The sequence below is a fragment of the Streptomyces sp. NPDC053755 genome, assembly GCF_040677675.1.
Lineage (GTDB): Bacteria > Actinomycetota > Actinomycetes > Streptomycetales > Streptomycetaceae > Streptomyces.
In genome coordinates this window covers 81,184-87,797 of sequence record NZ_JBFASK010000001.1, presented here as the reverse complement: position 1 = coordinate 87,797, position 6,614 = coordinate 81,184, and the positions used below count along the sequence as shown (strand labels likewise).

Here is a 6,614-nt window from a genome sequence, read left to right as displayed (position 1 = left end):
CGCCTTCGGCGCCTTCCAGGCCGCCATCGCCACCTTCCAGCGCTCCTGGCGCCCCCGCCCCACCCTCGCCCTCGCCTCCGGCGCCAGCCTCGCCGTCTCCACCTTCCTCGGCTACGTCACCAACGCCGGCGCCCACCCCGCCCCCTTCCTCGCCCTCCTCGCCCTGTGGACGTTCCTCTCCGGGCTCGCCTGGTCCGCCGGCCCCACCGTCGGCATCATCGCCTCCTCCAACGTCGCGATCATGCTGGTCACCGTCACCCTCCCCACCTCCGTCGCCGGAGCCGCCGGCCACGCCGCCATGATCGCCGCGGGAGGTCTCGTCCAGGCCGCGCTCGTCGTCCTCCTCCCGATCCGCCGCTGGGGCGCCCGGCGCGACGCCCTCGCCGACGCGCTCGCCGCCGAGGCGGACTACGCCCGGCGTCTGCGCCAGGACCCCATCGCCTCCTTCGACCCCGTCCCGCTCATGACGGCCCGCAACGCCGCCGCCGTCACCTCCCGGCAGGCCCGCCGCCGCCCCGCCGAACTCCAGGGCCCCCGCGGCCTCGCCGAGCGGATCCGCCCCGTGCTCGCCTCCCTCGCCGACCCGGCCGTGGGCGTCCCCGCCGAAGGCCCCCAGCGCGGCCGGGTCCGCGAGCTGCTGGCCGCCGCCGGTGCCGTCCTGGACGCCGCCGCCCACGCCATCCGCCGCGGCGAACCGGTGGACCTCCCGCCCGCCGCGCTCGCGGCCCTCCGCACCCCCGACACCGGCGCGATCCTCACCGGCCCTCCCCGCAGGGCGGCCGTCCGGCTCGCCACCCTGCTCGACGACGTCGTCGAGACCGCCGACCCGCGCACGGAGGCGGCCGCCGAGGCCCGCTCGCTGCCCACGCTCCTCCGGCTGACGCCCGTCGCCCTGGCCCGGATGCGCGGCGAACTGCGCCACGAGTCCCCGATCCTGCGCCACGCCGTGCGCGTCTGCGCCGTCACCGTCGTCGGCTACGTCATCGGCACCGCCCTGCCCCTGGGGCACGGCTACTGGGCACCGATGGCCTCGGTGATGGTCATGCGCCCGGACTTCACGCAGACGTACGCCCGTTCCGTCGCCCGCTTCGGGGGCACCCTGGTCGGCGTCGCCCTCGCCACCGGCATCGTGCAGGCCGCCCACCCCGGCGTGTACGCCTCCGCCGCGCTCGCCGTCGTCAGCGCCTTCGGGATGTACCTGCTGATGCGCACCGGATACGCCGTCAGCCAGGTGTGCGTCTCGGCGTACGTCGTCTTCCTGCTCGGCGTGGGCGGTTCGGAGTGGACGCAGACCGTCCCCGAGCGGGTGATCCTCACCCTGCTGGGCGGGATCCTCGCGATGATCGCGTACGCGGTCTATCCGGCCTGGGAGACGCCCCGGCTGCGCCACCGGCTCGCCGACTGGCTGGTGGCGGGCGGGCGGTACGCCGCCTCCGTCGTCGCTCACTACGCCGCCCCGGTGGGCGCCGTCTCCCCCGACGTCCGCGAGGCCCTCCTGGAGGCCAGGACGGCACGGATCGCCTGGCAGGAGGCGCTGGACCGGGCCACCCACGAACCGGTGCGCCACCGGGGACTGTCCCACGCGGCCGCGGCCGAGGCCGGTCACGCCCTGGCGCAGTTCGGCCGGGTCGCGATGCTGATGGAGGCCCATCTTCCCGAGCGCGGCGCCCCGCCGGTCCCCGCCGCCGCGAGGCTCGCCGAGGCGCTGCGCAGGGCGACGGAACGGGGCGCGAAGGAGGTGCGGGAGCGCGGCGAGCCGGCCTGGGAGGACCTCCGCGAGACGGTCGAGGCGTGGCGCGCGGCCCCGCCGGACCACTTCCTCCTCCACAAGGGGGCCGAGTTGCTCCTGGACGCCCTGGACGACCTCACGGCAGCGCTGCAGGACTCCGCCCGGCACCCCTGAAGGACCACCGGCCCCTGGCCCCCCGGCCCTCCCGGCCCCTGGCCCCACGGCCCCCCGGCCCTCCCGGCCCCCCGGCCCTCCCGGCCCCCCGGCCCTCCCGGCCCCCCGGCCCTCACGGCCCTCCCGGCCCCCTGCGCCCCCACCCACCCCCCCCGCCTCCGCGGCGTCCCCCTTCCGCCCCATTCCCGTGCCGTTCGCCCGGTCGTGTCATCCGCCGCCGCCGTGAAGGGAGTTGAGAGGAGTGGAGACCCACCCGAGGAGTGGAGTCCACCCGACCCCCAGGAGTCACCGGATGAAGAAGTACCTGCTGACCGCGGCCGTGGCCGCGGCGGCGTTCGTCACCGCCGCGCCCACGGCCGTCGGCGCGCCGGCCGCCCACCCCGCCGACGCCCGACCGGCGGCGAGCGCCGCCCCGGCCGCGGCCGGGACCCCAGCCGTGTCCCCCTCCCCGATCGAGGTCGTGCGGCCCGGTGAGCGGATCGACGCGGGGAAGGGCTGGACGGTATGGCTGACCCGGCAGGGCAAGCACTGGGCGGGGGAGGACGGCGCCGAGAACTTCCGTAGCGTGGTCGACGGCAACATCGACCTCTCGGCGCCGGGAGTCAGCCACCAGTCGGAGGGCGACGCGGACGGGGTCTTCCACTCGGGGATCTTCTACGGGACCCACCGGGCGGGCCGGGTGGAACTCACCGAAGCGGACGGCACGAAGACCGTGGCGGCGCTGCTGTCGCTGCCGGGCCGCCCGGGCTGGGGTGTCTGGTACGCGCACACCCCGCCGGCCGAGGGCGGCTCGGCGGTCGCGCTCTACGACCGCGAGGGCCGTCTTCTCGCCGACCTGCCGGCCTGGGACCGCTGACCGGACGCGACTGTTCCGCGGCGGTGGCGCAGTCGTCCCGGGACGCCTCCGCAGCCGACTCCGCGGCGGTTCCGCAGCCGTCCCACGGCTGTTCCGCGGCGGTTCGGTGGCAGGGCCCGGCACGGGGCGGGCCCTGCCACCGCCTTCCACCACCACCGATCGTGAGGTCCCCACACCGTGTCGTACGAGTACGCCGCGCCGCACGAGTCCGATGCCGAGGACGACGGCTTCGCCGCGTTCGCCGTCGCGGCCTGGCCCCGCCTGGTGCGCACGGCCCAGCTGCTGACCGGCGACTTCCACGAGGCCGAGGACCTGGTGCAGACGACGCTGGCGAAGGTCTACAGCCGGTGGCGGAGGGTGCCGCGCGCGGAGATCGACTTCTACGTGCGCCGCGCCCTGATCAACAACAACCTCAGCCGGCTGCGCCGCAGACGGGTGGCCCACCTGCTCACTCCGGTGTTACCGGACTCGGCCGGGAACGCCCACGCCGGTCACGCGGAGGCGGTCGAACAGCGCACCGCGATCCTGGCGGCCCTGGCCGATCTCCCCGGCCGCCAGCGTGCCGTGATGGTGCTCCGCTACTGGGAGGACCTGAGCGAGCAGGAGATCGCGAACGTGCTCCACTGCTCGATCGGCACGGTCAAGACCCACGCCAGGCGCGGGCTCGCGGCGCTGCGCGCCCATCCGCTGCTCGCCGCCGCCCCCGTCCCGCAGTTCCCCGCCCCCTCCGGAGCACGACGATGAACCCCTCATCCGCCCCCGAGCCCGAGCCCGTGCCGGACGCCCCGGCGCAGGACGACGCGGCCGTCGCCGGGCTGCTGCGTCAGGCGTTCACCCGGGTCGCGCACGACGTCACCCCGAGCCCGGTGCCGCTGGCGGCCGTCCGGCGAGCCGGCCGCAGGCACCGCCGGCGCCGGACGGCGGCCCTGGCCGTGCTGGCGGTGCTCGGCGTCGTGACGGTCACGGCCGTGACCGTCGGCCGGCTCGGCCCCCCGGCCGCTCCCCGGGTCGCCGCCGCGCCCACCGCGGGGCCGGCCCCGACCGCCACCCGCGCGGTCACCGTCCCGCCGCCGGTGGCGAGCCCGGTCCGCGTGGTGCGCTCCGGCGAGCGGGTGGACGTGGGGAAGGGCTGGACGGTGTGGCTGACCCGGCAGGGCAAGCACTGGGCGGGGCAGGGCGGTGACGAGGACTTCCGCAGCGTGGTCGACGGCAATATCGACCTCTCCGCGCCGGGGATCAGCCACCAGTCGGAGGGCGACGCGGACGGGGCCTTCCACTCCGGGCTCTACTACGGGACCTCCCAGGCGGGCCGGGTGGAGCTGACCGGAGCGGACGGCCGAAAGACCGTCGCGCAGCTGCTCGAACTGTCCGACCGCCCGGGGTGGGGCGTCTGGTACGCGCACGTCCCGCCGTCACAGGACGACGTCGGACTCGCGCTGTACGACCGCGAGGGCCGCCTCCTGACCGACCTGCCCGCCGTGTCGCGCGACCGGGGCGCCCCCGGCGGCGCGCCGGGCACGCCCTGAACCGCCCCTGCCTACCTCCGCGCGACGGGGGAACGGCCGGCCGCCCCGGTCACCACGACGCCTTCCGCACGCCCGGCAGGAACCCGGCGTGCGCCTGCTCCCGCAGGCGTACCCGGGAGATGCCGAACTTCCGCAGGTGCCCGCGCGGCCTGCCGTCCACGGCGTCCCGGTTGCGGACCCGCGTCGCGCTCGCGTCGCGTGGCTGGCGCCGCAACTCCCTCAGGGCCTCGGCGCGTTCGGCTTCCGGCGTGGACGGCCGGCGGATGATCTCCTTCAGTTCGGCGCGGCGCCGCGCGTACCGCGCGACGACCTCCCTGCGCCGCTCGTCGCGCGCGATCTTGCTCTTCTTCGCCATCAGACCGTCCCGCCCCGGGCGCGGATGCGGGCCACGGCGGCCTCGATCCCGATCCTGTCGACGGTCTTGATCGCGCGGGCGCTGAGCGTCAGCCGGACGTGCCGGCCCTCGCCGGCCAACCAGTAGCGCTTGCGCTGGACGTTGGGGTCGAAGCGGCGAGACGTGCGCCGGTGGGAGTGCGAGACGCGGTTGCCGAATCCGGGTCGGGCGCCGGTCAGCTGGCAGTGGGCGGACACGGGTGACCTACCTCTCCGAAGGCTTATTGGCAATGGGAACCATGTTCATTTACTCTATACACCATGGCCCGCAACGAACTCCGCCCGATCGTCAAGCTCCGGTCCACCGCCGGCACCGGCTACACCTACGTCACCCGCAAGAACCGCCGGAACGACCCCGACCGCCTCACCCTGCGCAAGTACGACCCGGTCGCCGGCCGGCACGTCGACTTCCGAGAGGAGCGCTGAACCATGCGCGACGGCATCCACCCCCCGTACCGACCCGTCGTCTTCCGCGACAAGGCCGCCGGCTTCGCCTTCCTGACCCGCTCCACCCTCGGCAGCGACACGACGGTGGAGTGGGAGGACGGCCTGAACTACCCCGTCGTGGACGTCGAGATCTCCTCGGCGAGCCACCCCTTCTACACCGGTACCGCGCGGGTCCTCGACACCGCCGGGCGGGTGGAGCGTTTCGAGCGGCGCTACGGCCGCGAGCGGGAACGGGGCGAGGGCGACTGATGCCCCACCACCCCCACCACCCCTCCGGCCCCCACGATCCCTCCGCCCGCTCCCGCGCCTCCGGCGACCGCTCCGGCGGCTCCGGTGGCGACCTCACGGTCGCGCTCGTCGGGGGACTCCACGCCGACGCCCGCCGCGCCGCCGTGGCCCGGCTCCTCGCCGCCGTCCCCGGCGCGGTGGCGCTCCACCACGACCTCGCGACCGCCCCGGAGACCGGGACGGTCGCCCGGACCGTGCGGGACGCCTCCGGCGTCCTGTCCTCGGGCGACACCCCGCTGGTCGACGACTGCGCCTGCTGCGCCCTGCGTGAGGACCTGGTCCCCGAACTCCGCCGGATCGCCGACCGCGCCGCCGGAGGCCCGCCCCGCCTCGCGGTCGTCGAGCTCTGGGACTCGGTGGAGCCCAAGGCGATGGCCGAGGTCGTCGCCGCGGCCGGGCTCCGGATCGGGGCGGTGATCACCGCCGTCGACCCGGCCCTCGTCCTGCCCTTCCTCGGCAACGGCGACGACCTCGCCGACGCCGGGCTCGCGGCCGCGGCCACCGACCGGCGGACCGTCGCCGACACCTGGGCGCGCCAGCTGGAGTACGCACCCGTCCTCGCCCTTCTCGACGGCCCGGACGCCGACGACGAGGACCGCGCCCTCCTCGCACAGCTCCATCCCACCGCCCGGCGCGTCCCGGTCGGCCGGGACGAGGAGCTGGTGGCCGCCGCCTTCGCCGGCTTCGACGTCGAGGCGGCCGGCGCCGCCCAGCATCCGGCCTGCGCGCTGCTGCCCCAGGAGGGTGACGCCCACGGGGTCGCCACCCACGTCTGGCGCCGGCACCGGCCCTTCCACCCCGGTCGCCTGTACGCGGCCCTGGAGGAGCTGACCTGCGCCGCGGTCCGCAGTCGCGGGCGGTTCTGGCTCGCCGACAGGCCCGACACCCTGCTCGCCTGGGACGCGGCCGGCGGCGCCCTCTGCGTCGAGAGCGCCGGGCCGTGGCTGGCCTCGCTGCCCGACGCCGCCTGGGAGATGGTCCCGCCCGTCCGCCGGGCGGCCGCCGCCCTGGACTGGCACCCCGAGCACGGCGACCGCTGCCAGCACCTGGTCTTCACCTCGCCCGGTCTCGAGCCGGAGGCCCTGGCCGAGGTCCTCGACTCCTGTCTGCTCACCGACGCCGAGTACGCCGCGGGGCGCGAGGCGTGGAAGCGGCTGCCGTCCGCCTTCGACGCCTTCCTGGGGGTCTGAGAAGTCCCGCC

General features: G+C 76.3%; 9 protein-coding genes. 7 read left to right on the top strand and 2 right to left on the bottom strand.

What is annotated here, in order from left to right; genetic code table 11:
• The 4 genes from AB0K65_RS00420 to AB0K65_RS00405 all read left to right on the top strand — a co-directional run.
• The coding region (locus AB0K65_RS00420) for an FUSC family protein (protein ID WP_365712733.1) at window positions 1-1,903 on the top strand (1,903 nt) is incomplete at its 5' end.
• Window positions 1,904-2,195: 292 nt separating this feature from the next.
• On the top strand, window positions 2,196-2,759 hold the full coding sequence (locus tag AB0K65_RS00415; protein ID WP_365712731.1) for a hypothetical protein: 564 nt from the start codon (window positions 2,196-2,198) through the stop codon (window positions 2,757-2,759).
• Window positions 2,760-2,936: 177 nt separating this feature from the next.
• Window positions 2,937-3,503 carry a SigE family RNA polymerase sigma factor gene (locus tag AB0K65_RS00410; RefSeq protein ID WP_365712729.1) on the top strand — a complete coding sequence of 189 codons (567 nt, stop codon included), beginning with the start codon at window positions 2,937-2,939 and terminating at the stop codon, window positions 3,501-3,503.
• Window positions 3,500-4,285 (top strand): hypothetical protein, encoded by a 786-nt coding sequence (locus tag AB0K65_RS00405; protein ID WP_365712727.1) that lies wholly within the window; start codon window positions 3,500-3,502, stop codon window positions 4,283-4,285. Before AB0K65_RS00410 ends, AB0K65_RS00405 begins: the two co-directional genes overlap by 4 nt.
• A gap of 49 nt (window positions 4,286-4,334) precedes the next feature.
• Here the strand turns inward: AB0K65_RS00405 and rpsN are convergent, their stop codons facing one another.
• Window positions 4,335-4,640, bottom strand: coding sequence for a 30S ribosomal protein S14 (rpsN, locus tag AB0K65_RS00400; RefSeq protein ID WP_365712725.1), 306 nt, complete (start codon window positions 4,638-4,640; stop codon window positions 4,335-4,337).
• Window positions 4,640-4,876: a 50S ribosomal protein L28 gene (gene rpmB, locus AB0K65_RS00395; RefSeq protein ID WP_365712723.1), complete on the bottom strand. Its 237-nt coding sequence runs from the start codon at window positions 4,874-4,876 to the stop codon at window positions 4,640-4,642. The genes rpsN and rpmB overlap by 1 nt, the downstream gene beginning before the upstream one ends.
• A gap of 63 nt (window positions 4,877-4,939) precedes the next feature.
• Between rpmB and rpmG the strand changes: the two genes are divergently transcribed.
• Genes rpmG through AB0K65_RS00380 form a run of 3 tightly spaced genes read left to right on the top strand, consistent with a single transcriptional unit; the run spans window position 4,940 to window position 6,603 of the window.
• Window positions 4,940-5,104 (top strand): 50S ribosomal protein L33, encoded by a 165-nt coding sequence (gene rpmG / locus AB0K65_RS00390; protein WP_329877375.1) that lies wholly within the window; start codon window positions 4,940-4,942, stop codon window positions 5,102-5,104.
• A 3-nt stretch (window positions 5,105-5,107) separates the two neighbouring features.
• Window positions 5,108-5,374 (top strand): type B 50S ribosomal protein L31, encoded by a 267-nt coding sequence (locus AB0K65_RS00385; RefSeq protein ID WP_365712720.1) that lies wholly within the window; start codon window positions 5,108-5,110, stop codon window positions 5,372-5,374.
• Window positions 5,374-6,603 (top strand): GTP-binding protein, encoded by a 1,230-nt coding sequence (locus AB0K65_RS00380; protein WP_365712718.1) that lies wholly within the window; start codon window positions 5,374-5,376, stop codon window positions 6,601-6,603. Before AB0K65_RS00385 ends, AB0K65_RS00380 begins: the two co-directional genes overlap by 1 nt.
• Window positions 6,604-6,614 lie beyond the last annotated feature (11 nt).